Origin of the sequence: Kribbella sp. NPDC051718, assembly GCF_040681515.1 — a bacterium.
GTDB lineage: Bacteria > Actinomycetota > Actinomycetes > Propionibacteriales > Kribbellaceae > Kribbella.
The window spans coordinates 124,434-146,986 of the sequence record NZ_JBFAYZ010000002.1 but is presented as its reverse complement, the minus strand read 5'-3'; the positions used below and the strand labels follow the sequence as shown (position 1 = coordinate 146,986).

Here is a 22,553-nt window from a genome sequence, read left to right as displayed (position 1 = left end):
ATCCACCGTCCGCCAACCACCATCGCTCCTCCGAAGACTGGGGCCGAAGCCGAGGTCCGGATTGAATGATCGCGCTGGTGACGGCGCCATTGAGCCGCTTGGCCGCTTCCTGTCGACGTCTGGGGTCAGACGGTGGTCATTGCTTTGAAGGCTTGTTCGGCGATGGCTGCGGACTTTTGGAGGGCATCGCGGGGGACGCCGGCTGCCGCGTGGACTGCGTGGCCTTCGGAGACGACCATGAGGAAGCGGGCCAGGGCATCGGCGTCGGCGTTGGTGGGTAGGTCGCCTTGGTCGATGGCGAGGCGGAAGCGGTCAGCGAAGGCCTTCTCGCCGCCTAGGCGGCTGGCGGCCAGGGACTGGGCGACGTCCTGGTTCTCTGCGCTGCAGGAGACGCCGCCTTGGATCGACAGGCAGCCGTTCGGTTTGTCGTCGAGCGTTACCGCGACCACGTTGTCGCGGAGGAAGCGCTGGACGACCTGCAACGCGGTCGGTTCGGCGATGGCTGCGCGCGCGTAGGCCATGTCGTGCTCGGCGTAGTGCGCGATCACCCGGCGGAAGAGATCCGCCTTGCCGCCGAACACGGAGTACAGGCTCGGCTTGTTGACGCCCATCGCGGTGGTCAGGTCGGTGATCGACGTGCCCTCGTACCCCTGCCGCCAGAACACCTCGACGGCGCGCTCCAGCGCCTCGTCCTCGTCGAACGTGCGCGGTCGTCCTCCCGGCATCTGCCACCTCCTGGTCCGCTCCCGACAATACAGTTCTTAACCGCTCGGTTCAAAAATTTGCCTGAAGCTTCAACCACTGCTAGCTTGAGTTTCTAACCGAACGGTATGAAACCCAAGGAGGCAAGATCATGAGCGGCAGCGTGAAGCAGCAGGCCCTGGGGCGGGTCGGCGTCTGGAGCATGGAACTGCGCAACACCGGTCAGCCAGGCGTCGAAGCGGCGGCCGGGCTGGCCGATCGCGGGATCAAAGCCATCTGGATCCCAGGCCTCGACGGCCGCGGCATCTTCGACGACACCGACGAGCTGCTGACCGCGTCGCCCAGCACGTACGTCGTACTCGGCGTGCTCGGCATCTGGCGCCAGGAAGCCAAGGAACTCGCGGCGAGGATCCATGAGCTCGACCTCCGGCACGGTCCACGGACGATCGTCGGCCTCGGCGTGAGCGACCGCAACGCAGCGGCGGCGGTGGGTCGGACATATACGAGCCCAGTCGATGCCGTCAGCGAGTACCTCGACGAGCTGGCGAAAGAGCCAAGCCCACTAGCGAAAGAGCGGATGCTGCTAGGCGCTCTCGGTCCGAAGATGGCCCAGCTCGCGGCGGACCGTACCGCCGGGATCCATCCGTTCCTGGTGAGCCCGGAGTACACCGCGAGGATGCGCGCCCAGCTGGGAGCCGACGCCTTCATTGCGCCCCACCAAGCGGTCGTGTTCAGCACCGACGCCGAGCAGGCCCGGGCAGTGGCGCGCGAGCAGCTCGGGATGTTCATCGGATTCGATGCCTATCGCAACAATCTCCGGCTGCTCGGCTACACCGACAGCGATCTCGTACCTGGCGGAAGCGACCGCCTGATCGACGCACTGGTCGCCTGGGGGGACGACGAGGCCATCGCCAGGCGACTACGCGAGCACCTCGATGCCGGTGCGGACCACGTTGCCGTGCAGGTCCTCCCGGCCGCAGAGCAGGCGGACGGCGATGGCCTGCCGCTCGAGGACTGGCGCCGGCTGACGAACCTCGCGCTCTCTATCTGACCTTCACCAAACCAAACAAACGAAACGAAACGAAATTCATCATGGGACAGCTGGACAACAAGGTCGCACTCGTCACGGGTGGCACCACCGGTATCGGCCTCGCATCGGCCCGCCGCCTCGCCACCGAAGGCGCACACGTCTTCATCACCGGCCGCCGCAAGCCCGAACTCGACGCCGCCGTAGCGGACATCAAGCAAGCCGGCGGCCAGGTCACCGGCATGGCGAGTGACGTCGCGAGCCTCGACGACCTCGACGCACTCTTCGAAACCATCACCCGGTTCGGCCGCGGCCTGGACATCGTCCATGCGAACGCGGGCGGTGGCGAGCTGGCACCGCTGGGGACGATCACGCCCGAGAGCTTCGACCAGACCTTCGGGATCAACGTCCGCGGCACCCTCTTCACCGTGCAGAAGGCACTCCCGCTGCTCAACGAGGGCGCCACGATCGTCCTGACCGGCTCGATCTCGGCCACCGACGGCACTCCGGCGTTCAGCGTGTACGCCGCAACGAAGGCCGCCATCCGGTCCTTCGGCCGCACGTGGGCCGCGGAACTGGCGCAGCGCGGGATCCGCGTCAACACCGTCATCCCTGGCCCGACCAACACACCGGGCCTGGCCGGCCTGGCGCCCGACGCGACGCAGGCGCCCGCGCTGCTGGGGGCGATCGCGTCCGGCGTGCCGCTCGGGCGGCTCGGTGAGCCCGAGGAGATCGCCAACGCCGTCCTGTTCCTCGCCTCCAGCGAGAGCAGCTTCATGACCGGCGCTGAGATCTTCGTCGACGGCGGCACCAACCAGCTCTGAAAGCTCAGAGCAAGAACTTGAGGACCACCAAGGCGAACGCGATCCCGGTGGAGAGCGCCGCCTTGGTGGACCCGATGCCCTGGCGCAGGCCGGTGGCGAAGACGGCCACGGTGAGCGGCACGAGCATGACCAGCAGGGTGATGCCGGCCGCGTGCACGCCGACATGGGACCGGCCGGTCAGAACCAGCCCGAAGATCAGGGCGAAGGTCAGGCCGAGCCAGGTTGTGGGCTGGATCGGACCGTCCGTCCGAAGACGATGTGAAGCGCGAGCGCCTCGGCGGTGCGAAGTCGGAGCAGCGTGCGCCATCGGTCACCTTCCGTGAAAAGACCGAATACGCACCGTAGCAGCATGAATACGCTCCGGGTCAAGCCCGGAATCCCGGCGCCTGGTCCAGTCCAGAACATGATCAGCAAGCAGCCAGGCCGCCGGGTTCAGACGCTGACGTCGGCCGTTTCGCGGTCCTTGGACGGCGGGATGACGAACCGGTACCCGACGTTGCGCACGGTACCGATCAGCGACTCGTGCTCCGGCCCGAGCTTGGCCCGCAGCCGCCGGACGTGCACATCGACCGTCCGGGTGCCGCCGAAGTAGTCGTACCCCCAGACCTCCTGGAGCAGCTGCTCCCGCGTGAACACCCGCCCCGGGTGCTGCGCGAGGAACTTGAACAGCTCGAACTCCTTGTACGTGAGGTCGAGCGCCCGCCCGTTGAGCTTCGCCGTGTACGAGGCTTCGTCGATCACCACGTCGCCGCTGCGGATCAGCGTGGTGTCGGGGTCCTCGTTGCGAGCGGCGGCGAGGCGGCCGATCACCAGCCGCAGCCGGGCCTCGATCTCGGCCGGGCCGGCCGTGTCGAGCAGTACGTCGTCGGCGCCCCAGTCCGCGTTCACCGCGGTCAGGCCGCCTTCGGTGACGACCAGGATCAGCGGTACGTCGATGCCCGTGGTCCGGATCAGGCGGGAGACCCCGCGGACCGTGACCAGGTCGCGGCGGGCGTCGAGGAGGACCGCGTCGGCGTCGGGCGCGTCCACGAGAGCGGCGACCTCGGCGGGCAGGATGCGGATCTGGTGTGGCAGCAGGGCGAGCGACGGCAGCACCTCGGTGGAGGCCTGCAATGCGTTCGTCAGCAGAAGCAACGTGCTCACGCTGTCTCCTTGTGCTGGTCGTCGGATCCCTGGTGAGCGACCCGGTCCTTATGCACGTCAGGCCCCAGCGGCGTCATTGCCGGGGGCCCGAGTCACACTGGATAGCAACAGCAAGCTGACATAATAGCTCACAACAAACCATCAGAGTGAGGCCCAACCCAGATGCCGGAAGTGACCATCAGGTACTTCGCCGCTGCGCGGGCCGCGGCGGGCGAGTCGAGTGCGACCGCCCAGGCGGCATCCGTCAAGGATCTCGTGGGCGTGGTCTCAGCGGGAAGGCCCGAACTGGCCCGGGTGCTCGGCATCTGCACGTTCCTGCTCGACGGCGAGCGGGTAGACCTGGACACCGGCCTCCAAGACGGCGCCCTCGTCGACGCCCTGCCACCCTTCGCCGGCGGCTGAGGACCCTCCCGGAGCGGTAGATTGCCCGACTGTGGCGATGGAATCGGGGACGTTGCTCACTACGGTGGGCCGCGCGGGGGCGTTGTTCGGGAAGGCCTGGCCTCGGCTACTGGCTGTGTTCCTGATTGCGCAGCTGGCGCATCGGGGTCTGCAGTGGGTGGCTGTGCAGGCGGGAGCCAAGGCCGAGGCCGCCGGTATCGCCGTGCTGGCGATGCTGGTCGTCGTCTCGCTGGCGATGTACGTCACGATGTTCCTCGTACTCCGCGGCGAGCTCCCCTTCCACAAGCGGGCCGTCGCCGAGGGGATGCTCGCGCCTGACGGTGTCGAGCCCGGCAAGGAGCACCGCCCGATCGACGCGCTCGCGGCGGCCCTGCTGCCGTTCCTGGCGTTCTACGCGGCGTACAAGTTCCTCCAGAACGAGGCGCTCGACTACGAGTACCAACTGGCCGTCCACAAGGCCAACGACACCCTCGCGACCGTCCTCAACGGTGGCACGGTTGCCGAGCAGTCGACCGGGCTGCAGTCGCTGTCCACCTGGCTGTTCATCGGCCTCGGCGTCACGGCGTACCTGCTGCGGTTCCTCTTCAAGCGCAAGGGCAAGAACACCGGCGGCCCGGTACGCCGCCTGTTCGTCACCTATCTCGAGGCGCTCTGGATCTTCGTCGTGATCTACCAGGCCTCCTCGTTCATCCCGTCGCCGAAGGACTGGCTGAAGGACCGCCAGGTCTGGGCCTGGGTGCAGGACGGCTACGGCTGGGTGCTCGACCACATCCTCGGTGTCGAGACGGTCCGTGAGATCTGGGACACCATCACCGGATTCATTGCCGCAGGCATCGGTGACCTGTGGAACGCCGCGGTGTTCCCGCTGATGTGGATCACGATGACCGCGGTGATCTACGGCCGCGCCGTGCACAAGGCCGAGCCGACCGAGCGGCGCTGGCGGTTCGACCGGATCACCCACCGCTGGCAGCAGACGCCGAAGATCGTCCGGGTGGCCGGCAACTCGGTGGTGTCGGACTGGAAGGACCGCTGGACGCCGGTGGCCGAGGCGTTCCGGCTGGTGGTCCGGTCCGGGCTACGGCCGATGCTGGGCTACTTCCTCGCCTGGGCGGTGGTCACCTTCCTGGCCAGCGAGGTCTGGATCTTCCTCAAGCTCTACGTGCTCGGCCCGCACTCGCTGCCGTTCTGGCTGGTCATCGACGAGCCGCTGAACCTGGTCACCGACGGCCTGAAGATCATGCTCCAGGTCAGCCTGCTGGCCGCGGCGTACGACCGGATGATCGGCGGCCTGGCCGGCTACCTCAAGACCAGGACGCACGCCGCGCACGCGGCTCCCGGACCCCAGGCGGACAAGGGCGTCGCGGACCTGACCGCCGCTACCTCGGGAATGCCAGATACTCAGGAAGTTTCGTAGCCCAGGTGACCGTCGGCTCGACCGACGACGCCGCCGACTCGGGCACGATGAAGATCGCGACCGCCTCGAACGGCTTCCCGGCCACCGGCTTCAGGAAGTACGGCGCGATCCGCGGATCCCGATAGCTGGCCGGCTTGTCGTCGTAGCCGCCGGTGCAACCCGTCGGCCGGTCCTGGAAGTCGTCCTCCAGGATCGACTCGTCCCAGATCCGCCCGTCCGGGGCCCGGAGGTGGACCTGGCAGCCGCTCAGCTTCTCGATGTCCTTCAGGTCGGCCACCTGCATCCGCAGGTACACGCGCACCCGCGCCGTACCGTCCGGCAACGTGCTCGGTACGGCGTTCTTGCGCACCGGGTCCGGATCGACCTCGACACTTGCCGCGTACCAGGTTGCTCCCTGGTACTCCGTACCACCCGCCGCCACCGTCACGGCGTCCCGAGGTTCGGCGTCATACCAGGACTTGTAGTCCGACCGTGTCGTCCACCACCCGGCCAGCGGCACCGTGATCACCAGCGACAGCAAGGCCGCCGTGTTCTTCCGGAACCACCCCGGCCGCGCCCGTCGCGCGCTGCTCACAACGCATCCGCGGCGTTGAAGATCGCCACATCCTTGCGGAGACCGGGCAGCTCGTCCTTCGAGACGCCGAGCGGGATCGTTGCCTGCGGCTCCAAATCGTTCAGGAACGCCTTCTCCATCACCTGCAGCACGGCTCCGGGCAGCTTGTCGGCCGGCATCTCCACCACGAACACGCCCCGGGCCGGGATGCCCGGCGCGAACTCGTAGCTGCTCAGGTCGACGGTCTCGAGGCCAGACCGGTCGGCGCCGAGATAGGTGGTGCCGTCAGCAGCCTTGATCGACACCTTGTTCAGGTGCATCGGCTCCCGCAGAGCCTGTACCTCCGCCTCGATCACGACGAAGTCGGACAGCGACTCGCGGTCCGGCGCCGAGCGCGGGATCCGCAGCTTCTTGCTGACCTGGACCGTCTTGACGGTCAGCTCGAACCGCGGCGTCTTGACCGCCTTGCCGACGACGCCGTGCACCTCGACCGGGTCCTGGATGTCCTTCTGCGTCGGCGTCAGCCGGTACAGCCCGATGATCGCCACCAGCACGACAAGCACCAGCCCGTAGTTGGCCAGCCTGCGCAGCCAGTTGTTGCGCGCGGCCCCTTCCAGGGGAGGCGGGGCGGTCACTTCGTGTTGTCCTTCACCTTGACGGTGCTCTCGGCCGCGAGCTTGTCCGGCATCCACTTCTCGTGGTGGTCCAGGATCGACTCGTCGGTGTGCTCGTAGTGCTGCACGGTGAGCTTCACCTCGGTCGGCAGGTCGCTGAGCTTGGGCAGCTTCCAGACATACGCGACGTCCTCGCCGAACTCCGGCGTCAGCACCGGGTCGCGGGTCTCGTCCTTGATGTTGGTGGTGCCCATCGGCGGATCGGTGTCCTTGATCCCCGGTACGCCGATCAGCCGGAGCAGATCACCTGGCGGGTTGGTGCCGGTGTCGTCGGTCACCTTCAGCTTGGTGACCACCGCGATCAGCGCGCCACCGTCCTCCGGCTGGAACAGCGGCTTGAGGTCCTTGACCGTGACCACCCGCTGGATCGTCACCTCGATCTGGCCGGTGTCGATCGCCGTCCCGGCCGCCACCTGCGGGGTCTCGTCAGCCTTCTTCTCCAGGCCGCCGAACGCCGCCGAGATCACCAGCAGCACGGCGCCCGCGCTGAGTCCCCAGGTCTTCAGCGACCTGCCGCGCACCTTGATGTCCTGCAGTTCCGGCAGCTCTTCCTCGCCGTCACCGCTCCCCGTTGCTTCTGGCACGCCCCGAAGCCTAACCACCCAAAGGGGCTAGTGCCCCAAGTCCGGGCACTAGTCAGCGGGCCGACCACGCAATCGTTTGGTCTCGCCGCGGCGCTTCTTGTCGTCCAGCCGCCGCCGGACCGCGTTCTTGCTGGGCCGGGTCGGCCGCCGCTTCCGGGGCGGTGCCGCGATCGCCTCCCGGATCAGCGCCGCCAGCCGGGTCCGCGCCGCCTCCCGATTACGCCACTGCGACCGCTGCTCGGACGCCACCACGGTCAGTACGCCGTCCACCAGCCGCGACCCGAGTCGCTCCAGCGCCCGCTCCCGCAGTACTGCGCTGAGCGCCGTACTGGCCGCCACGTCGAAACTGAGCTCCACCCGGCTGTCGGTGGTGTTGACCGACTGCCCACCCGGCCCGCTCGACCGGGAGAACCGCCACGCCAGCTCGGATTCCGGGATGACAACGCCGTGGCGCACGATCAACCCGGTCTCCATGGGGCTATTCAATCAAAGGGCCCGATGGTGGCGGGGATCCAGCCAGGGCCGCGGCCAGCAGGGATTGCGTCGACCACTTCATCAGCCGGACCGCCTCGGCGTGCGGCAGTTTCGCCACATCCAGCAGCCAGCTGAAGGCCTCGATCCCGGCCACGCTCCGGATCGCGATCGCGAGCTGATGGACGGTCTCGGCCGGCAGTTCGTCCTGCAGCGGCAGCAGCGCCTCCTCGATCCAGCCGATCGCGCGGCCCTGGCGCAACGGGAGGGCCGCCCGCTCGGTGGGGTCGGCCTCGAGAGCGATCCGGAGCATCGTGCGTTGCTGGGCCTCGGTCTCGACGAGCAACCTGATGAAGGTGTCCATCACCGCCGCCAGCCGCTCACTCACGGCGCTGGGTGGATCCGCCGGCAGCAAGGACGTGGTCGTGGTCTCGGGATGGGCGGCCGCCAGCAAGGCGCGCTGGTTCGGGAAGTACCGGTAGGCGGTCGGGCGGGACACGTCCGCTGCCGCGGCCGCCTGCTCGACGGTCGGTGTCACCCCGGCGGCGACCAGCTCGCGGGCCGCGGTGACCAGGGCGTCTCTGGTGCGCTGCTTCTGCCGGCTGCGGCCGCCGGTCTCGTAGGGCATTGACACAGTGCAAATGATACCGCAGTCTCTTGGTGAGACCTAAGTATCATAACGGGAGGGGTGGACAGGGTGGACGGATTCGTCAGAGGTGCGACGGAAGGCGACTTGCGCTGGTTCTCCGGCGGTGGAGTGCATCGCTGGCTGGCCACGGCTGAGCAGACCGGCGAGAGCTATCTGCTGTTCGAGGACCGGATGGAGCGCGGCAAGGTCACGCCGCTCCACCTGCATCCCGACGCGGACGAGTCGATGTACCTGCTGGAGGGGGAGATCCTGATCCACCTGGACGGCGTCGAGCATCGCGTCGGTCCGGGTGGTCTGGCGATGGTGCCCCGAGGGACGCCGCACGCGTTCGTGGTGACGTCCGAGACAGCGAGGATGCTCGTGCTGATCACGCCCGGCGTCGGCCAGGACTTCTTCTTCGACGCCAGCGAACCGTACGTCGAAGGCGCCGCGCACGAGGTCGACTTCGGCAAGATCCAGGAGTCGGCCCGGGCCAACGGCAGCACCGTGATCCTCGGCCCGCCGCCGTTCGCGAGGCTGCCGGTGGGATAGCGCCTCGGCGCCGGCCTGGGGAGGCCGGCGCCGAGGTGGAGTGCTCAGGCCGCGTGATCAGGCGGGGTGATCAGGCGGCGGGATCCACAGCGCGGCCGAGGGCCCGGTAGTCCCAGGACGCTGCGCGCCAGGCGACCGGGTCGAGGGCGTGCCGGCCGTCCACGATCGCCCGGACGGCGACGATCTCGCCGAGCCACTCGGGGTCGATGTCGCGGAACTGGTCCCACTCCGTCAACAGCGCCACGACCTGTGCGCCTTCAGCCGCCTCTGCGACGCCCGAGGCGTAATGCAGGTCTGGGTACGCCTTACGCGCGTTCTCCATCGCCTGCGGGTCGTAGACCCGCACGATCGCGCCTTCGGCCTGCAGCAGCCGGGCCACGTCCAGCGCCGGGGCGTCCCGGATGTCGTCCGAGTCCGGCTTGAACGCCGCCCCCAGCGCGCAGATCGTCACGCCGGCCAGCGATCCGCCCGCCTGCGAACGGATCAGGTCGACCGTCCGCTGCCGCCGGCGCTGGTTGATCGCGTCGACCTCGCGCAGGAACGAGACCGCCTGTCCGACGCCGAGCTCCTCGGTGCGGTGGATGAAGGCACGGATGTCCTTCGGCAGGCAGCCGCCGCCGAACCCGAGTCCCGGCCGCAGGAAACGCCCGCCGATCCGCGGGTCGAAGGACAGTGCCGCGGCCAGTTGCTGGACGTCGGCGCCGGTCGTCTCGCAGACCTCGGCCATCGCGTTGATGAACGAGATCTTCGTGGCCAGGAAGGAGTTCGCGGACACCTTGACCAGCTCGGCGGTCGGCAGATCGGTCACCACGACCGGTACTTCGGCTTCGAGCAGCGGCGCGAAAGCCGCCTGCAGTTGCTCGAGGGCCCAGTCGGACGCGACCCCGAAGACGAGCCGGTCCGGCCGCATCGTGTCCTCGACGGCGAAGCCTTCCCGCAGGAACTCCGGGTTCCAGGCCAGCTCGACCTGGTCGCCGGCCGGAGCGGTCGACTGGAGTAGTTGGGTCAGTCGGGCGGCGGTCCCGACCGGGACGGTGGACTTGCCGACCACCAGTGCACGCCGGGTCAGGTGCCTGGCCAGGTCGGTCACCACGGCGTCGACGTACGTCATGTCGGCGGCGGGCGAGTCCTTCATCTGCGGCGTACCGACGCAGACGAAGTGCACGTCGCCGAACTCGGCCGCCTCGGCGATGTCGGTGCTGAAGCGGAGCCGCCCGGTCTCCAGGGCCTTGCTGAGCATCTCTGGCAGGCCGGGCTCGTAGAACGGCACCCGGCCGTCGGCCAGCGCCTTGATCTTGGCCTCGTCGGTGTCGATCCCGAGCACCTCGAAGCCGAGTACCGCCATGCAGATCGCGTGCGTCGCACCAAGGTAACCGGTGCCCAGAACGGTGATGCGTGGCTTGGCAGCCATCAGAACCCCCCATAGGTTCGCAGGTAGAAGCGGTCCGCCGTCACCGGGCGGACGATCAGGTGGTGCCGGCTGGTCATTTGCAGGGAATGTTGCTGAGGCCCTCGCCGGCCGCTGTGAACTTGTTGTCACAGGCAACGACATTGCCGGCGGGCTGGCGCAGCGCGAAGGCCAGGCCGGGTCCGTCGACGGTGGCGATGTTGCCGGTGAACAGGTTGTGATCTCCCCAGCCCTTCAGGATCTGGTGGGTCTGGAAGCCGTCCAGGGTCGACTTCGTCCCACTGTTGCCCTTGATCAGCCAGTTGTTGCCCTTGACATCCACCCAGGAGTCGGCGCCGCTCAGCGCCGAGCCGTCGAAGGTGTTGCCCTCGACCAGTCCTCCGGTGGTGCCTTCCTTGATGTCGACGGCCTCTGAGGTGACCTGCGAAATCTTGTTGCCCTTGACCACGTTGCGGTCGCTGCGATCAGGCTGGCAGTTGTTGGTGGTGCACCAGTTGCTGACCGCGGAGCCGATGTAGACGCCTTCGCCGAACTTGTCCCGGCGCTGACCCGTCTTGGAGATGGTGTTGTTCAGGACGACGTTGTCCGTGCTGTTGGCCCGCAGGTGGATCGCCTCGTCACCGATGTCGTGCACGGTCAGACCCTGTACGACCGTGCCGACGGTGGTGTCGGCCATCACACCCTTCTGACCGTTCGTGACGGTGAACCCCACCAGCCGCCAGTACTTGGCCTTGTTCAGGTGGAAGACGTATCCACCCTTGATGCCGTCGCCGTCCAGTACTGCGCCCGCTCCGCCGCACAGCCAGATCGGCTGTGCCGCGGTACCAGAGGCCTGGGTGACGAACTTCCCGGTGTACGTGCCGTCCTCGAGAGCGATGCTGGTCCCGGGGCCGGCCTTCGACAGCGCTTCTTCGAGGCTCTTGGTGTCCTGCACCGTGACGGTGGCCGCGGGGCAGGTGACCGGCGCCGAGTTCGGCAGCGGTCCTTGACCGGCGGCCGCCGCGTTGGCGATCACCGGTGCGTCTTCCGGCTTCTTCTTGCCGTTGCTGCCTTCGCCTTCGTCCGGAGACTCGCTCTCGGTCGGCTCCGTCGTGGGAGTGCTGCTGGCCGGGTCGCTCGGCTCGTCGGTGATGTCCGGGATGCTCGGCTCCGGAGGTACCGATGGGATCGACGGTCCGACGGATGGCAGCGGGGCTGACGTGTGGTCGTCCGGCCAGGCGGCGGCCACGATGCCGCCGCCGACCAGCAGGACTGCCCCGGCCGCACTGCCGGCGATGATCAGTTCGCGCCGGGACAGCTTGTTCAGCCTGGTCAGTTCGAGCAGCCGGCTCAGCCGGGTCATCTGGCTCCCAAGTGGTTGTTGTTGTCGCCGGCGACCGGGACCGCGCCGGCCGGCACGGACCTTCCATCGGTCACCGGGCGCTTGTCGGCGTACGGGTGGACGACCCGCCGGATCCGGCGCGAGCCCCGGGCGGCGGTGAAGATCAGCAGTGCGGCGAGGAAGATCCACATCGCGGTCAGCGGCTGCAGGAACCGCTTCAGGGTGACCACGAACGGCGTGGTGTCGTGCCAGTTGTCCTCGTCGTTCTTCCAGCGGTGCATGTTGACGTCGGCGGCCCGCTTGGTGTCGATCGCGCTCGGGCCCCGGCCGCTGATGGTGTTCTCGGTGACCTTGGTCTGGCTGACCGAGCCGACCAGGGAGATGGCGTGCGAGTCGGCGTCCGACATCGTGTTGCGCTGCACCGTGGCGGCCGAGTCGCGCAGGTACACGCTGGTGTTGCCGCCGCTGATGATGTTGCCGGTGACAACGGACTTGGTGACGCCGTCGCGGATCGCGATGCCTTGCCGGATCGGCTCGGTGACCCGGTTGCCGACCACCGAGACGTCCTCGGCGCCGCCCCGGACCACGACGCCCATGTCGTTGCCCTGCAGGTCGTTCGCGTTGACGCCGATGTTGGTGCCGCCGATCACCTCGACGCCGTACCGGGCGTTGTCGATCAGCTTGCTGTTGGACACGGTGTTGTTGCCGTAGCTGCCCAGGCTGGAGCCGGTCGCGCTCGGGCCGTCGGCCAGCGGCAGGCCGGACATGGTCAGCCCGTTGCGGTGGTTGCGGCTGGCCTCGATCTCGGACAGCACGATGCCGGTCGTCGCCCGCGACAACACGAACCCGTCACCGGCGTTGCCGTCGGCGGTACTGGAGTCGATCACCGCGTTGGTGACGTACCGGTGCATCACGATGCCGTCGACCAGGCTGTCGTCGAAGTGGCTGTCGCGGATGTCGAGGCCGTTGGCGCTGGCCGCGAACAGGCCGAACGCGTTCCGCTTGATCGTGGTGTTCTGGATCAGCGCGGAGACGTAGCTGTACTCCGGGTCCGCGATGTCCACCTCGGGCAGCGGCAGCTTGCCGGCCGGCAGCACCTGGCTGAGGCTGTTCTTGCCCGCGCCGTTGAGCTTGTCGGTGGTGCTGGTGGTCTTGTTCTTGCCCGCGTCCTTGTTCGCCTCGCGCTCCTTCGCGGCCCGCTTGCCGACCCGCATCGTCTCGCCGAGCTTGTCCAGCGAGCCGCTGTTCGGCCGGTCGGTACCGGTCAGCGACAGACCGCCGGTCCGGCCGCTCCAGAAGCCGAGGTCGGACAGTTCGGCGTACCGGAACCGGACCTGGCCGCCGAGCGAGCGGATGTAGGCCCGGCCGTCGTTGGTGAGGGTGTCCGGGCCGTCGGTGTCGCGGTTCCAGCTGGAGATCCGGACCGGGCGGCCGTTGACGCCCTGGACGTTCAGCACGCCGCCGTAGTTGACGATCGAGACGAAGCCCTTGTCGTCGCTGGCCAGCCGCAGCGTGAGGCCGCCGGACGAGGCCAGGTTGAGCGTGGCGCCGTTCTGGATCACGACGTGCTCGGACAGCAGGTAGCCGCCGTCGGGCTGCCGGATGAAGGTCTGCGGGGCCAGCCCGAGCAGGTCCTTGATCGTGTACACCTCACGGCGCGGCGTCAGCACCAGCGTGTACGCCGATCCGGTCGCGATCCGGTACGGCGAATTGAGTGAGGTCTTGCTCCAGCGAGCCAGCGAGTCGACCGTCCGGACCTCGACCAGGCGGCGGTCCTCGTCGGCGACGTACGCCGCTTCGGCCTCCGGGTCACCTGGGTAGGGGAGCCGGTCGATCGTCTTGTCGTCCTTGGCCTCGCCGGGCGTGGTCGGCTGGGTGGCGTCCGGCGGCTGCGGCTTCGGGGTGGTGCTCGGTGTGGTCGCGCTGGGCTTCGGCGTCGGGGACGCGTTGGGCGAGCCGGACGCGGTGGACTGCAGTAGGACGAACCCGGCGATGCCGAGCACTCCGACCACGGCAACAGCCCGCAGGCCCTTGCGGCTCTTCTTCTTCGGCTCGGTCATGAGGCCGGCTCCGTCTGCAGTTCGCCGTTGTGGTGGTTCAGCTCGGCGGCCGCGTGCTTGGGCCGGCTCGCCTCGTTGTGCAGGGCCGGCTGCAGCGGGCCCGTGCTGGTGGTGCTGTGGTTCTGCCGGATCAGCGAGGCCGCGTCCTGGCCCTCGCCGCCGATCGTGTCCTCGGACCGGGTCAGCCAGCCCTGTTTGTTCATCGTCACGAACGCGTACAGCTTGATCGGCAGCGCGATCAGGATGACGGTGACGGCGATCAGTGGCAGCAGGACGATCTCGCCCGGATGTCTGCGCAGGTGGGAGATGCCGCGGATGCCGCGGGCGATCGTCATCCAGACGGCGGCCAGGGTGAAGCTCTGCCAGGTCCAGTCCAGCCGGCTGAAGACCATGTAGCCGATGGTGATGCCCATCGTCACCGGCGTCAGCAGGATCTGCAGCACGGTCACCTTGGTGACCAGCGGCACCCGCCACAGCCAGCCCTTCCAGACTGCCGTGAGGTAGCAGCGGTAGGAGTTGCGGCTCCAGCGGATCCGCTGCTTGGCGAAGGCGCGGAAGGTGGCCGGGAACATCGACAAGGCCTTGGCCGACGACTGGTGCACGGTCTTGTAGCCCGAGGCGAGGACCAGCCAGGTGAGCCGGCCGTCGTCGCCGGCGATACAGCGCCGGCCGAGGAAGAACTCGTTCTCCAGGTTCTCCAGCACCGGCAGTACGACACTGCGGCGGTAGGCGCCGGTCCGGCCGGAGACGCAGGCGACCGCGCCGGCCGCGCCCATCGCGGGGACGTAGTCGTAGTACCGCAGGTTGACCAGCCAGTTGGCGACCCGGCGCCAGACGCTGGTGGTGCGCTCGTGCACGTTCTGCTGGGTGCTGACCGCACCGACCTCGGGGTCGATGAACGGGCGCTGCACCGCCTTCAGCAGGCCGGGCTCCCAGCTCGTGTCCGAGTCGACCAGCAGCAGTACCTCGTAGCTGGCGGCCCGGATCCCGACGCCGAGCGCGGACCGCTTGCCGGCGTGCTTGAACAGGATCGGGTTGATCCGCGGGTCGTCGAGCGCGACCAACCGCTCATAGGCCTCGGTGTCGGCGACGTCCAGCACGATGATGATCTCGTCCGGGTTCTGGTGCCGCCAGGTCTCCAGGCAGCGCATCAGAATGTCGGGATCCTCATGAAAAGAAGGAACCACCACCGATGTGGTGGTGGTGAAGTCGTTCTCGATCGGTCTGGCCAGCCGGGACAGAAAGAAGCGGTAAAGCCAAAGGGCCCACACCACGATTCCGGCGGCTGCCAGTGGGACGAGATTCCGCCATTGCGAAAGATCGTCCATCGACAATGAGAAATGTGTAATCCGGTCCCAGACGTCAGCCAGACTAAATCGGCTGATGGGCGTAGTCGACACAATCATCCTTAATCCCCCCACCGCGCGCAGCGGTCGAATTTCACCCAGCACCCCACCCCAGGGTCGGGTGACACCTCGGCCGAGCCTCACGTCGGCCGTCCTGCGGACGGCTGCGGACAGTAACCACTCTGTTCGCGGCCTCCGTCGAAAGTAGTCGCCACCGCCGAGATCGTCAACGCGGTGCGGCCAGTTTTGAAACTAGTCGCATCCACCGGCCGGGCGCTGCTCACTTCGGGATCGTTCACGAAACATTAATCGCCGGGTAACATATCCACCGGTGGTATTTCCGCCGGTTCCGGCCGCGTGCAAGACTTGGCCAATGCGGAATACGTCACGGCTGGTGACTTGTTGTTTACTCGCGATTGCGGTGACGACCGCACCGGCCGGTTGCAGCGACACCGAAAAGCCCTCCTCGGCGGGCTCCGTCCCGCCGTCCGGACCGTCCTCGGTGACCGCCCCGGCGACACCTGGTACGCCGTCGACGACCAGCCCGACGCCGACGGCGACCGCGGATCCGGAGTGCGCCCCGGGCGCCGGCCGGACCGTCCGGAAGCTGCCTGCGGTGACCGTGCCCGAGGTGGTCGTCCAGCCGCTGACCTATGACGACAACGGCACGCAGAAGACCGCGGTCGAGGGATTCACGGTCCCGGCGCAGCTCATCGACGCCGGCTGTGTGATCCAGTACGACGCTCCCGGCGGCTGCCTCGGCGCGGTCAAGATCACCGGTGCGACGATCCCGCCGGTGACGATTCCGGGCAGTGTGCTGGCCGGGAGTCAGCAGCAGTTCCCGGGCGTGACCGTGCCCGGCAAGGCGGTGCCAGCCGTGACGTCGCCGCAGATCTGCCAGGTCGAGAACAAGGGTGTACTGCCCACCGTGACCCGCAAGGGCGTAGTACGGCGTGGGGTGTCCCGGAACGGGGCTGCCCGGCCGGGTGGGTTCGTGAAGGGTGAGGGGTCCGTGCCCGACCTGCGGATCCAGACCGTGAAGGTGCCCGAGGTCAGGCTGCCCGATGTGGATGTCGATCCTGCCCGGCTCGAATCCCGCAAACTGCCCGGGCAGGAGAAGGTCGACGTCTTCACCGGCGAGGGCAAGGTCTCCTACGTCGCTCCCGGTGACGTTCTGTTCGACACGGACAAGGCCACCATCCGTCCGGATGCGGCCAAGGCGCTGCACGCGATCGCGGTGAAGATCAAGGGAGAACATCCGAACGCGAAGCTCCGGGTCGAGGGGCACACCGACGACCGCGGCGACGCGACCTACGGGCTGCGACTGTCCGAGCGGCGGGCCCAGGCGGTCGCGCAGTACCTGATCAGGACCGAGCACTTCGCCGCCGCGCAGATCACCACCAAAGGTTTCGGGGAGACCGCTCCGGCCGTTCCGAACACCTCGGATGCCAATCGGCAGAAAAACCGCCGGGTGGTCATCACAGTGGCCTCCAGGTAAGGCTTGCCTGCCAATTACCGACGGTGTGCAACGCACGTTTGAAACATAGTTTTGGAATAGTTCTTTTCTTAGCCGTTCGGTCCACTGGGTGAACGACCGGTTGAGCGTAATCAGGACCGACGTAGTCTGGATTGTCATGAGCCCCGGGATCATCGTGCTGGTCAGTGCCGTCGCCCTCGGCGTCGTACTGAGCGTGCTCAAGTCCCGGTTCGACGGCCGGTTCCGCGGCACCCGCGCGGTCCGGGTGGCCGGTGAGAAGGAAGCAGTGGACGACGCGACAGCGGCAGCGGACCGGATCTCGGCCGCGGACCTCGGGACCGGGCTCGGCGAGCGGGCCACCATGCTCCAGTTCTCGTCGGCCTTCTGCGCGCCCTGCCGGGCCACCCGGCGGACGCTGGTCGAGGTCGAGGCGATGGTCCCCGGCGTGAAGCACGTCGAGCTGGACGCCGAGTCGCATCTCGAGCTGGTCCGCCGGCTCGACATCATGCGGACGCCGACCGTGCTGGTGCTCGACGCGACCGGCGCGATCGTCACCCGGGCCAGCGGTCAGCCCCGCAAGGCGGACGTGATCGCCGCTCTCGGATCGGCCGTCGACACGGCCAGCCCGGCCGAGCGCTAGCCCCAACTGGCGGCCTGGCCCAGCGGTACGTGATGCTTTGGCGATGAGCTTCCCGGCCGGCTGGTACGACGATCCGCAGGACCCGACCCAGCAGCGGTACTGGGACGGCGGGTTCTGGACGGACTACCGCCGGCCCCGCGAGGGCCCGCCGCCGTACCAGGGCCAGTTCGGCCAAGGTGGTGAGCCTGCGCAGGGTGAGCCTGGATTCGGTCCGGGGCTCGGGCAGCCGGGGATGGGGCGGCAGGGGTACGGGCCGCAAGGCCATCCCCAGCAGGGATTCGGCTACTCGGCGGGCGTACCGTCCACGCCGGACGGTCAGCAGCTGGCCGGCTGGTGGAAGCGGGTGGCGGCGCGGATCATCGACTCGATCATCGTGTTCGTGATCGGCCTGCCGTTCACCGGCTACTTCTTCTACCGGTACATCCAGGCGGTCGACGACAGTGACCTCTTCGCGACGCCGGCCGCGGGGGCCACGCCGAGCTTCGAGCTGCCGGTGGAGATCTACCAGTGGGCCATTCCGCTGTCGATCGTCGGCCTGCTCGTCGAGCTGGCCTACTCCTACTTCTTCCTGACCCGGACCGGCGCGACGCCCGGCAAGAAGGTGATGGGGCTCAGTGTGCGGCTGCGCGCGGTCCCGGGCCCGCCGACCGGGTCGACCGTGCTCAAGCGCTGGGCCAGTACCAGCGTGTTCGGCTTCATCTGCGGCTGCCTGAGCCTGGTCGACGTGCTCTTCCCGCTCTGGGACGACAAGAAACAGGCGCTGCACGACAAGATCGCCGATACCAACGTCGTGGTCGGACCGCAGCAGCGCCGGTGAGCCTGATCAGCATGTGATCAGTTGTCTCACCAGGTGGGACCACTGCTGGCGGTCACGGATCGTTTCCGTACTCTCGGAGGCGTGGAGTACACGACATGGCTGACCAAGCGCAGGGCAGTGGACAACTGCCGCATGCGCTCGTCCCTGTGTCGTACCCACTGACCAGGCGGCGTCCCGAGCGCTCCGGAACCGGTAGCTGAGCACGGTTCCCAGTACGTCGCCTCCCGCAGCCCCGGGCGGGTCCGGCTCGAACCACCTCCTTCTTCGGGAGTCGTCATGTCCACTCCGGCGGCACAACAGCAGCCCCAGGTCGACCCGCGCGGACTCCGGTTCGCGGCGGCGCTGACCACGGTCGTGCTGGCGCTGACCCTGATCCTGAACAACCCCTGGCCACTCGTGGTGCAGGCGGTCGTGTTCGCGGTCTCGGTCGTCTTCGGCGTGCAGGCATCGCCGTACGGGCTGCTTTTCAAGCGGTTGGTACGGCCGCGGCTCGGCCCGCCGAAGGAACTGGAGGACGCGGCGCCGCCGCGGTTCGCGCAGCTGGTCGGGCTGGTCTTCGCCGTCCTCGGCCTGATCGGCTACTTCGCCGGCGTCGAACTGCTCGCCGTGGTCGCCACCGGTTTCGCCCTGGTCGCCGCGTTCGTGAACGCCGCCGTCGGGCTCTGCCTCGGCTGCGAGGCCTATCTGCTGATCCACCGCATTCGTACGCCATCCACCGCTACTACTTCTTAGGAGCAGCATTCAATGAGCAGGGAATCCTCGCTCGTCTCGGCCGACTGGGTCGAGGAGCACAAGAGTGACGCCAACGTGGTCCTGATCGAGGTCGACGAAGACGTTTCGGCGTACGACGGCGGCCACATCGCCGGTGCGATCAAGCTGGACTGGAAGGACGACCTCCAGGACCAGGTCCGCCGCGACTTCGTCAACCAGGAGCAGTTCTCCGCGCTGCTGTCCTCCCGCGGCGTCAAGAACGACGACACCGTCGTGCTCTACGGCGGCAACAACAACTGGTTCGCGGCCTACGCGTACTGGTACTTCAAGCTCTACGGCCACGGTGACGTCCGGCTGCTCGACGGCGGCCGCAAGCGCTGGGAGCTGGACAGCCGCGAGCTGACCGACGAGGTCGTCAAGCGCGAGGCCACGGAGTACCAGGCGAAGGAGCCGAACCTGGAGATCCGCGCCTTCCGCGACGAGGTCAACGAGGCCATCGGCGTGAAGAACCTGGTCGACGTGCGCAGTCCCGACGAGTACGCCGGACGGCTGCTGGCCCCGGCGCACCTGCCGCAGGAGCAGGCCCAGCGGGCCGGGCACATCCCGACCGCGGTCAGCATCCCGTGGAGCAAGACCGCCAACGACGACGGCACCTTCCGCGTCGACGAGGAGCTGAAGACCCTGTACGCCGACGCCGGCGTGGACTTCGGCAAGGACACCATCGCGTACTGCCGGATCGGCGAGCGCTCGGCGCACAGCTGGTTCGTGCTGCACGAGATCCTCGGCCAGGAGAACGTCAAGAACTACGACGGTTCGTGGACCGAGTGGGGTTCGCTGGTCGGCGTACCGGTTGCTCTCGGCGACGAGCCAGGGAAGGCCTGACATGTGCGGAGCGAAGAAGGGCGGCCTCGACCTCAAGGGCGTCGACGTCGACAAGGAAGCCGTGATCCAGGGCCAGGTACTGCGCGGCGAGGAGCCGGTCAACGGCGCCTACGTGCGGCTGCTCGACTCCTCTGGTGAGTTCACGGCCGAGGTCCCGACCTCAGCCACCGGGCACTTCCGCTTTTTCGCGGCCCCCGGCACCTGGACGCTGCGGACCCTGGCCCCCAAGGCCGACCCGGTCGACCGTCAGGTAGTGGCCCAGTACGGCGAGGTGGCCGAGGTCGCCGTAGCCGTCTGACCCTGCTATTTTGCTGACCCCGAAGGGCCCGTTTGCTTGCGCGACGGGCCCTTCGGCTTGTCTCAGTCCAGGTTGTAGTAGACGTCGTCCAGCCGGCCGTGGAACTGGTCGTTGTTCTTGCCGGCGCTCTTCGCGCCCAGCGTCACCTGCTGCCCGGCCGGGCTGATCGTGTAGGTCGGCGCCAGGGCGGTGCTGCCGCGCACCACGGAGTCGACGAGGATGTCCAGCGAGCTGGCGGTCCGCTGGCAGGAGACCTTGTGCCAGTTGCCGTCGGCAACGCCGACGCTCGACAAGACCACCACCGCGTTGAGTCCACCGGCCTCCCGGACCACGCAGCTCGGTGCGCCGGTCAACGGCTTGTCCAGTTGGAGCTTCCACTGTGACGTGGTGGACAGGCCCTTCTGGTAGACGTTCGAGCCGTGGTCGGTGGTGAGCTCGGCCAACGTCACATTGATCCAAGCGCCGTAGGTGAAGGCGGCCGTCCCCGGGTTGAGATCCGCGGCGTCCGGGCTGGTGATGACAGCCTTGGCGCAAGCGTCACCCGGACAGACCGCCGGGAACTGTACGGCCTGCCCGATCCCGTCACGGCCGGCCCGGACTGCAACTAGCTGCAATATCAGGGACTTCCTGTGGCATCGCTTACACGGGACGGGGTTACGCGCAAGATCTCGATTCTCACGGGGTGACTGATCAGGTAACGGTTTGATCTCGACGGCGAAGTTTTCGTTACCTACCGCAACCGGTTGAGTTGTGTCTGTGTCCTGGCCCGCTCACTAGGGTCACGTCATCACTCAGGGAGGAGGGGTCATGAGACCCCGCATCGGATACAAGAAGCTCGCTGCCGTCGGAGTTGCGGCGGTTGTCGGCGTAGCTTCGACGATCGCGCTGACCTCGGGTTCGGCGTCCGCCGCGCCGGTGTTTGGCTACAGCGGTTACTCGTTCGGCACCGGCATCGAGGCCGGCATCGTCCAGCACGGCCCGAACGTCGTCGCGCAGTTCAGCTGCACCACGAACTCGAGCGCGAAAGACCGCAACGATCTCGCCACCGCGAACATCAACAACCAGGCGATCGCGCAGACCGTCACCACCGACACCCACGCGTTCAACGACGCGCACGGCAACGGCGTGACCAGCAACGCGACCGCCGCCGACATCAAGGTCGGCAACCTGCTGCACCTGGTCGGCGCCAAGACCACCACCACGTCGGTCTACAAGAACGGCCAGCTGTCGTACACCGGCAACACCACCTTCGCCGCGGTGAAGATCGGTGGCGTCGTGGTTCCGTCGCTGCTGAAGCCGAGCCCGAACTTCAAGGTCGCCATCCCGGGCCTGGGCTACATCGTGCTGAACCGCGTGGGCGGCGTGAAGACCAGCGCCGGCATCTACTCGTACGCGCAGGCCGTCGTGCTGCACGCGAACGTGAAGAACAAGTACATCCCCGAGGGCGTCGACGTCGCGGTGCTGAAAACCCGCGCCGAGATCACCAAGCCGGCCACGGCGATGGTGACGGGTGACGCGTACGGCTCGACCGTCCAGGTCGACAAGCTCGTCAAGTCGGGCAAGACCTCCTACCAGGCCACCTGCCAGGGCACGGAAGGAAAGACGATCAAGAACTCGATCGCCGGCATCGAGATCCCGAAGGTCGCCTCCGTGGGCGCGATCTACACCACGAAGAACGGCTACATGGGCACCGAGAAGTCGGCCGTCAACTTCACCTCGCACATCGCCGGCGTCCGCGTCGGCACCCTGCGCGTCGGTGCGATCGAGTCGTCGGCTTCCGCCTGGAAGACCAAGGACGGCAAGGTCGGCATCCACTCCTCCTCGAGCGTCGCCTCGATCCAGGTCGGCAACAAGACCTACCAGGTCGCGACCGGCCCGAACGCAGTACTGGACATCCCCGGTGTCGCCAAGCTGACCTTCAACCAGGTCGTGCGTCAGAGCCGGTACGTGTCCGTCAACGCCCTGGTGATCGACGTCTACAGCTTGAACACCAAGGTTGTCCTCGGCCACTCGGCCGCCGGTGTGATCGGCTGATCCAGCCACCACACCCGTCACCTCGCTGAGCCGAACCTCACCGATTCAGCCAGGTAGCTCCAGGACCCCCGGGTCCGGATCCTCGAGATCCGGTCCGGGGGTTCTGTCTTGTCCGGGCTTGTTCGTCCGGAGTCAGGCGTCGAGGATCAGGGTGACCGGGCCGTCGTTGACCAGGGACACCTGCATGTCGGCGCCGAACCGGCCACGCTCGACCTTGGCGCCGAGAGCCTCGAGGGCTTCGCAGAACGATTCGTACAAGGGTTCCGAGACGGGGCCGGGCGCCGCGGCGCTCCACGACGGGCGGCGGCCCTTGCGCGTATCGGCGTACAGGGTGAACTGGCTGATCGCGAGGATCGGGGCCTGCTCGTCGGCGCAGGAGCGCTCGTCGTGCAGGATCCGCAGCGTCCAGATCTTCGCGGCCAGCGCGGCGGCCTTCTCGGGGGTGTCGTCATGGGTCACGCCAAGCAGTACGAGCAATCCGGGCTGGTCGATCGCGCCGACCACCTCTCCCTCAATGCTGACCGATGCCTGGCTGACCCGCTGCACTACTGCTCTCATGCCCCCAATTCTCTGTCACGCTCAACC

26 protein-coding genes are annotated in these 22,553 nt (G+C 67.8%); 12 read left to right on the top strand and 14 right to left on the bottom strand.

Annotated elements, in window-relative coordinates; genetic code table 11:
• Positions 1-125 precede the first annotated feature (125 nt).
• A complete protein-coding gene (locus AB0M15_RS07205) occupies positions 126-725 on the bottom strand; it encodes a TetR/AcrR family transcriptional regulator (protein WP_363814890.1) in 600 nt (199 codons plus the stop codon).
• Between the two features lie 128 nt (positions 726-853).
• Between AB0M15_RS07205 and AB0M15_RS07200 the strand changes: the two genes are divergently transcribed.
• Together AB0M15_RS07200 and AB0M15_RS07195 are read left to right on the top strand one after the other, a co-directional pair.
• Positions 854-1,753, top strand: coding sequence for a TIGR03620 family F420-dependent LLM class oxidoreductase (locus AB0M15_RS07200; protein WP_363814888.1), 900 nt, complete (start codon positions 854-856; stop codon positions 1,751-1,753).
• Between the two features lie 41 nt (positions 1,754-1,794).
• Positions 1,795-2,553, top strand: a complete 759-nt coding sequence (locus AB0M15_RS07195; protein ID WP_363814886.1) for an SDR family oxidoreductase — start codon at positions 1,795-1,797, stop codon at positions 2,551-2,553.
• 4 nt (positions 2,554-2,557) lie between these two features.
• Here the strand turns inward: AB0M15_RS07195 and AB0M15_RS07190 are convergent, their stop codons facing one another.
• Both AB0M15_RS07190 and AB0M15_RS07185 read right to left on the bottom strand, forming a co-directional pair.
• The gene (locus AB0M15_RS07190; RefSeq protein WP_343969907.1) at positions 2,558-2,860 is read right to left on the bottom strand and encodes a hypothetical protein; all 303 of its coding nucleotides are present in this window, start codon (positions 2,858-2,860) and stop codon (positions 2,558-2,560) included.
• A 125-nt stretch (positions 2,861-2,985) separates the two neighbouring features.
• Entirely contained in the window at positions 2,986-3,696 is a 711-nt protein-coding gene (locus AB0M15_RS07185; RefSeq protein WP_363814884.1) for a response regulator transcription factor, read from the bottom strand.
• A gap of 162 nt (positions 3,697-3,858) precedes the next feature.
• Here AB0M15_RS07185 and AB0M15_RS07180 point away from each other — a divergent pair, with 162 nt between their 5' ends.
• Together AB0M15_RS07180 and AB0M15_RS07175 are read left to right on the top strand one after the other, a co-directional pair.
• Positions 3,859-4,098, top strand: a complete 240-nt coding sequence (locus tag AB0M15_RS07180) for a MoaD/ThiS family protein (protein ID WP_363814882.1) — start codon at positions 3,859-3,861, stop codon at positions 4,096-4,098.
• A gap of 37 nt (positions 4,099-4,135) precedes the next feature.
• A complete protein-coding gene (locus tag AB0M15_RS07175) occupies positions 4,136-5,512 on the top strand; it encodes a hypothetical protein (protein ID WP_363816566.1) in 1,377 nt (458 codons plus the stop codon).
• On the opposite strand, the gene AB0M15_RS07170 is transcribed toward AB0M15_RS07175, so the two are convergent.
• The 5 genes from AB0M15_RS07170 to AB0M15_RS07150 are packed head-to-tail and all read right to left on the bottom strand — an operon-like array spanning position 5,475 to position 8,422.
• Positions 5,475-6,086 carry a hypothetical protein gene (locus AB0M15_RS07170; RefSeq protein WP_363814881.1) on the bottom strand — a complete coding sequence of 204 codons (612 nt, stop codon included), beginning with the start codon at positions 6,084-6,086 and terminating at the stop codon, positions 5,475-5,477. The two genes, AB0M15_RS07175 and AB0M15_RS07170, sit on opposite strands and share 38 nt — an antisense overlap.
• Positions 6,083-6,700, bottom strand: a complete 618-nt coding sequence (locus AB0M15_RS07165) for a hypothetical protein (RefSeq protein ID WP_363814879.1) — start codon at positions 6,698-6,700, stop codon at positions 6,083-6,085. Before AB0M15_RS07165 ends, AB0M15_RS07170 begins: the two co-directional genes overlap by 4 nt.
• Positions 6,697-7,323, bottom strand: a complete 627-nt coding sequence (locus AB0M15_RS07160; RefSeq protein ID WP_363814877.1) for a hypothetical protein — start codon at positions 7,321-7,323, stop codon at positions 6,697-6,699. The genes AB0M15_RS07165 and AB0M15_RS07160 overlap by 4 nt, the downstream gene beginning before the upstream one ends.
• A 48-nt stretch (positions 7,324-7,371) precedes the next feature.
• On the bottom strand, positions 7,372-7,797 hold the full coding sequence (gene arfB, locus AB0M15_RS07155; protein ID WP_363814875.1) for an alternative ribosome rescue aminoacyl-tRNA hydrolase ArfB: 426 nt from the start codon (positions 7,795-7,797) through the stop codon (positions 7,372-7,374).
• A 4-nt stretch (positions 7,798-7,801) separates the two neighbouring features.
• Positions 7,802-8,422: a helix-turn-helix domain-containing protein gene (locus tag AB0M15_RS07150; protein WP_363816564.1), complete on the bottom strand. Its 621-nt coding sequence runs from the start codon at positions 8,420-8,422 to the stop codon at positions 7,802-7,804.
• Between the two features lie 69 nt (positions 8,423-8,491).
• Between AB0M15_RS07150 and AB0M15_RS07145 the strand changes: the two genes are divergently transcribed.
• On the top strand, positions 8,492-8,974 hold the full coding sequence (locus AB0M15_RS07145; RefSeq protein WP_363814873.1) for a cupin domain-containing protein: 483 nt from the start codon (positions 8,492-8,494) through the stop codon (positions 8,972-8,974).
• A 70-nt stretch (positions 8,975-9,044) separates the two neighbouring features.
• Here the strand turns inward: AB0M15_RS07145 and AB0M15_RS07140 are convergent, their stop codons facing one another.
• From AB0M15_RS07140 to AB0M15_RS07125, 4 genes are all read right to left on the bottom strand, one after another.
• The gene (locus tag AB0M15_RS07140) at positions 9,045-10,385 is read right to left on the bottom strand and encodes a UDP-glucose/GDP-mannose dehydrogenase family protein (protein WP_363814871.1); all 1,341 of its coding nucleotides are present in this window, start codon (positions 10,383-10,385) and stop codon (positions 9,045-9,047) included.
• A 73-nt stretch (positions 10,386-10,458) separates the two neighbouring features.
• Positions 10,459-11,724: a hypothetical protein gene (locus AB0M15_RS07135; protein ID WP_363814869.1), complete on the bottom strand. Its 1,266-nt coding sequence runs from the start codon at positions 11,722-11,724 to the stop codon at positions 10,459-10,461.
• On the bottom strand, positions 11,721-13,763 hold the full coding sequence (locus tag AB0M15_RS07130) for a right-handed parallel beta-helix repeat-containing protein (RefSeq protein ID WP_363814867.1): 2,043 nt from the start codon (positions 13,761-13,763) through the stop codon (positions 11,721-11,723). Before AB0M15_RS07130 ends, AB0M15_RS07135 begins: the two co-directional genes overlap by 4 nt.
• Positions 13,760-15,091 (bottom strand): glycosyltransferase, encoded by a 1,332-nt coding sequence (locus AB0M15_RS07125; RefSeq protein WP_363814865.1) that lies wholly within the window; start codon positions 15,089-15,091, stop codon positions 13,760-13,762. The genes AB0M15_RS07130 and AB0M15_RS07125 overlap by 4 nt, the downstream gene beginning before the upstream one ends.
• A gap of 439 nt (positions 15,092-15,530) precedes the next feature.
• On the opposite strand from AB0M15_RS07125, the gene AB0M15_RS07120 reads away from it, so the two are divergent.
• The 6 genes from AB0M15_RS07120 to AB0M15_RS07095 all read left to right on the top strand — a co-directional run bounded on the left by AB0M15_RS07120 (position 15,531) and on the right by AB0M15_RS07095 (position 19,934).
• Positions 15,531-16,607, top strand: a complete 1,077-nt coding sequence (locus AB0M15_RS07120) for an OmpA family protein (protein WP_363814863.1) — start codon at positions 15,531-15,533, stop codon at positions 16,605-16,607.
• 136 nt (positions 16,608-16,743) lie between these two features.
• Positions 16,744-17,226 (top strand): thioredoxin family protein, encoded by a 483-nt coding sequence (locus AB0M15_RS07115; RefSeq protein ID WP_363814861.1) that lies wholly within the window; start codon positions 16,744-16,746, stop codon positions 17,224-17,226.
• Positions 17,227-17,269: 43 nt separating this feature from the next.
• Entirely contained in the window at positions 17,270-18,043 is a 774-nt protein-coding gene (locus AB0M15_RS07110) for an RDD family protein (RefSeq protein WP_363814859.1), read from the top strand.
• Positions 18,044-18,319: 276 nt separating this feature from the next.
• The gene (locus tag AB0M15_RS07105) at positions 18,320-18,775 is read left to right on the top strand and encodes a DUF4395 domain-containing protein (protein WP_363814857.1); all 456 of its coding nucleotides are present in this window, start codon (positions 18,320-18,322) and stop codon (positions 18,773-18,775) included.
• Between the two features lie 12 nt (positions 18,776-18,787).
• Positions 18,788-19,636 carry a sulfurtransferase gene (locus tag AB0M15_RS07100; protein WP_363814855.1) on the top strand — a complete coding sequence of 283 codons (849 nt, stop codon included), beginning with the start codon at positions 18,788-18,790 and terminating at the stop codon, positions 19,634-19,636.
• Between the two features lies 1 nt (position 19,637).
• Complete coding sequence (locus AB0M15_RS07095; protein WP_363814853.1) at positions 19,638-19,934, top strand: DUF1416 domain-containing protein; 297 nt, start codon at positions 19,638-19,640, stop codon at positions 19,932-19,934.
• A 62-nt stretch (positions 19,935-19,996) separates the two neighbouring features.
• Here AB0M15_RS07095 and AB0M15_RS07090 read toward each other — a convergent pair whose 3' ends face one another.
• Positions 19,997-20,548, bottom strand: a complete 552-nt coding sequence (locus tag AB0M15_RS07090; RefSeq protein ID WP_363814851.1) for a LamG-like jellyroll fold domain-containing protein — start codon at positions 20,546-20,548, stop codon at positions 19,997-19,999.
• Positions 20,549-20,741: 193 nt separating this feature from the next.
• On the opposite strand from AB0M15_RS07090, the gene AB0M15_RS07085 reads away from it, so the two are divergent.
• Positions 20,742-21,968, top strand: coding sequence for a choice-of-anchor P family protein (locus tag AB0M15_RS07085; protein ID WP_363814849.1), 1,227 nt, complete (start codon positions 20,742-20,744; stop codon positions 21,966-21,968).
• A 132-nt stretch (positions 21,969-22,100) separates the two neighbouring features.
• On the opposite strand, the gene dtd is transcribed toward AB0M15_RS07085, so the two are convergent.
• On the bottom strand, positions 22,101-22,526 hold the full coding sequence (dtd, locus tag AB0M15_RS07080; RefSeq protein WP_363814847.1) for a D-aminoacyl-tRNA deacylase: 426 nt from the start codon (positions 22,524-22,526) through the stop codon (positions 22,101-22,103).
• Between the last annotated feature and the right edge of the window lie 27 nt (positions 22,527-22,553).

Excerpts from the sequence above, each read along its gene's own strand:
- AB0M15_RS07095 (WP_363814853.1), top strand. The coding sequence starts at position 19,638 with ATGTGCGGAGCGAAGAAGGGCGGCCTCGACCTCAAGGGCGTCGACGTC.
- dtd (WP_363814847.1), bottom strand. The coding sequence starts at position 22,526 with ATGAGAGCAGTAGTGCAGCGGGTCAGCCAGGCATCGGTCAGCATTGAG.
- AB0M15_RS07115 (WP_363814861.1), top strand. The coding sequence starts at position 16,744 with ATGAGCCCCGGGATCATCGTGCTGGTCAGTGCCGTCGCCCTCGGCGTC.
- AB0M15_RS07085 (WP_363814849.1), top strand. The coding sequence starts at position 20,742 with ATGAGACCCCGCATCGGATACAAGAAGCTCGCTGCCGTCGGAGTTGCG.
- AB0M15_RS07180 (WP_363814882.1), top strand. The coding sequence starts at position 3,859 with ATGCCGGAAGTGACCATCAGGTACTTCGCCGCTGCGCGGGCCGCGGCG.
- AB0M15_RS07105 (WP_363814857.1), top strand. The coding sequence starts at position 18,320 with ATGTCCACTCCGGCGGCACAACAGCAGCCCCAGGTCGACCCGCGCGGA.
- AB0M15_RS07190 (WP_343969907.1), bottom strand. The coding sequence starts at position 2,860 with ATGGCGCACGCTGCTCCGACTTCGCACCGCCGAGGCGCTCGCGCTTCA.
- AB0M15_RS07200 (WP_363814888.1), top strand. The coding sequence starts at position 854 with ATGAGCGGCAGCGTGAAGCAGCAGGCCCTGGGGCGGGTCGGCGTCTGG.
- arfB (WP_363814875.1), bottom strand. The coding sequence starts at position 7,797 with ATGGAGACCGGGTTGATCGTGCGCCACGGCGTTGTCATCCCGGAATCC.
- AB0M15_RS07110 (WP_363814859.1), top strand. The coding sequence starts at position 17,270 with ATGAGCTTCCCGGCCGGCTGGTACGACGATCCGCAGGACCCGACCCAG.
- AB0M15_RS07125 (WP_363814865.1), bottom strand. The coding sequence starts at position 15,091 with ATGGACGATCTTTCGCAATGGCGGAATCTCGTCCCACTGGCAGCCGCC.
- AB0M15_RS07150 (WP_363816564.1), bottom strand. The coding sequence starts at position 8,422 with ATGCCCTACGAGACCGGCGGCCGCAGCCGGCAGAAGCAGCGCACCAGA.
- AB0M15_RS07135 (WP_363814869.1), bottom strand. The coding sequence starts at position 11,724 with ATGACCCGGCTGAGCCGGCTGCTCGAACTGACCAGGCTGAACAAGCTG.
- AB0M15_RS07175 (WP_363816566.1), top strand. The coding sequence starts at position 4,136 with ATGGAATCGGGGACGTTGCTCACTACGGTGGGCCGCGCGGGGGCGTTG.
- AB0M15_RS07140 (WP_363814871.1), bottom strand. The coding sequence starts at position 10,385 with ATGGCTGCCAAGCCACGCATCACCGTTCTGGGCACCGGTTACCTTGGT.
- AB0M15_RS07100 (WP_363814855.1), top strand. The coding sequence starts at position 18,788 with ATGAGCAGGGAATCCTCGCTCGTCTCGGCCGACTGGGTCGAGGAGCAC.
- AB0M15_RS07195 (WP_363814886.1), top strand. The coding sequence starts at position 1,795 with ATGGGACAGCTGGACAACAAGGTCGCACTCGTCACGGGTGGCACCACC.
- AB0M15_RS07130 (WP_363814867.1), bottom strand. The coding sequence starts at position 13,763 with ATGACCGAGCCGAAGAAGAAGAGCCGCAAGGGCCTGCGGGCTGTTGCC.
- AB0M15_RS07205 (WP_363814890.1), bottom strand. The coding sequence starts at position 725 with ATGCCGGGAGGACGACCGCGCACGTTCGACGAGGACGAGGCGCTGGAG.